Here is a 2,053-nt window from a genome sequence, read left to right as displayed (position 1 = left end):
CTTATAGCCTTTATGGTGTAGAACGATACAGCCTTTTGCTAAAGCGAGCGAAGCAAGACCGTAATCTTGCGTTACGATTAAATCTTCTTTTTTTGCTAACTGCATAATTCGGTAATCCGCAGCATCTGCTCCGGAATCAACATAAATTGTTTCCACACCTGCTGGCTGCTTAGCATTAGAATAATGAGAAAAGCTAGTAACGAGAGTAACAGGAATTTCTGCATTCGTAGCTTCAAAAATAATCACATCTTTTACAGGACAAGCATCTGCATCAACATAAATTTTCATATTTATCACTCCTATAAATAGGTTCGAGTTGATAATAATGGTAGATTTAGGTTTTGTCAAACGAGAATGCTCTATCCTGCATTAACGGGCAGTATGATTCCAACCTCAAAAATAAGTGATTACGAGGAAGTTAGGTGGTGGATCAACTCTCCATAAAAGTCCGATTGGTGAAGGCTAATAATCAGTGGGGATGGACAGAACCCCCGCTGATTAAAGTTATTTTTCACAAATCAAAATTGCCTCACGCAAACGAGAAATACCTTCCTCAATTTGATCAATATTCACTTTCCCGTAAGATAAACGAATATAACCATCTTTCGCGCCGAAAATACTACCTGGCATAAAGGCGATTTCTTGTTTTAAGCTCTGCATAATGAGCTGTTTTTCGTTTATCGGTTCGTTTAATTTCCCCCATATGTATATACCGCCGGTCGGGTTTGAGAAAGAGATTTTATCGTGAAGTTTTTCGTTTAGGGCACGGACGATAATGTCTCTTTTTTCTGCTAGTTGTTTTCGTAAAGGAACTATATGCGACTGAAATGGTACGGTTTCGAAAAATTGCTGCATAAGCCATTGCGGGAATATACTCATTCCTAATTCCATTTGGTGACGCGCATCTGATAATCGTTCGACTACAGACTGCGGGGCGACAAGCCAGCCAACTCGTAACCCTGGCGCAATCATTTTTGATAAGGAATGTACATAAATGACAGTTCCGTTTTCATCAATCGATTTTAAAGTAGGGCAAGGTTGTTTATTTTCTAACGTAAGTAAACTAGACGGATCATCTTCAACAATCGCAATTCGTAAGTCTGCACAAAGTGATAACAGTTTTTTTCTACGGTTTGGATGCAGCATCGTTCCCGTAGGGTTTTGGAAATTTGGATTTAAAAAGATCATTTTAATACGATGCTTTCTATATAACTCTTGCACATCATCCGGATTAATACCATGCTCATCGACAGGTAATGGGAAAATACGAATACCTGCTGATTGGAATAACGGTAATGAATAGCAGTGTGATGGACTTTCGAAAGCGACTGCATCACCTGGATTTAATAAACATTGTACGATAAGGTGAAGTGCTTGCTGGGCGCCGGATGTAATCATAATCGACTGTTCGGTCGCTTCAATTTTTAAATAATCCTTCATATATTTTACTACCGCTTGTCTTAGCGGGAGATAGCCCTGCGGATGATCGTAACTTAATGACTGTGTTAACGGTTGTTCTCGTAAAATCATTTGTAGTTGATCGTGAGGATAAAGGTTACAACCGAGCTCTCCGTTTGCGAAATCAATCATGTTTTCATTTTGCTGTACTTGCGCCCGAATATGGCGAAGTAACGGTAAATTTGGTAAAAAAGTCCCGCCTTCTACGAAACCTCTCCAGTTCGGCGTTAATGTTGGAGAAACGCCCCACATATGTGTGCTCACACGTGTACCTTTACCGGTCGTGCTTTCTACAATTCCCATTGCGCGAAGTTCATTATAAGCAGTCGTTACCGTACTTCGGTTTACATTTAACTKCGTAGCTAATTTCCGTTCTGAAGGGAGGAAGCTACCTGGGGGAAGCTCTCCATATGTAATGCGTCTTTCAATAAAGTCAACAACTTGCTGATAAATTGGGATTTTGCTGTCGTTATCTAGCTTCCATTCCATAAAAACGCCTCCGTATCTCTTAACTACATCAAGTATAACAAATTGGCTGGGTAAAAAAACAGCCAATTGGACGGTGTTATATCCAGCCAATTTTACTATGCTAAAT

General features: G+C 39.8%; 2 protein-coding genes. Both read right to left on the bottom strand.

Annotated features, from left to right (window positions below; all coding sequences use genetic code 11):
• Positions 1–288: DUF188 domain-containing protein (locus AC1DTM_RS23975; RefSeq protein WP_477001055.1), on the bottom strand; the 288-nt coding region annotated here is incomplete at its 3' end.
• A gap of 216 nt (positions 289–504) precedes the next feature.
• Positions 505–1,947, bottom strand: a complete 1,443-nt coding sequence (pdxR, locus tag AC1DTM_RS23970) for a MocR-like pyridoxine biosynthesis transcription factor PdxR (RefSeq protein WP_477001054.1) — start codon at positions 1,945–1,947, stop codon at positions 505–507.
• Positions 1,948–2,053 lie beyond the last annotated feature (106 nt).

The organism is Bacillus sp. P4_D3, assembly GCF_056401855.1.
Note: the sequence above shows the minus strand (reverse complement) of the source record. Positions and strands in the feature narration are given on the sequence as shown.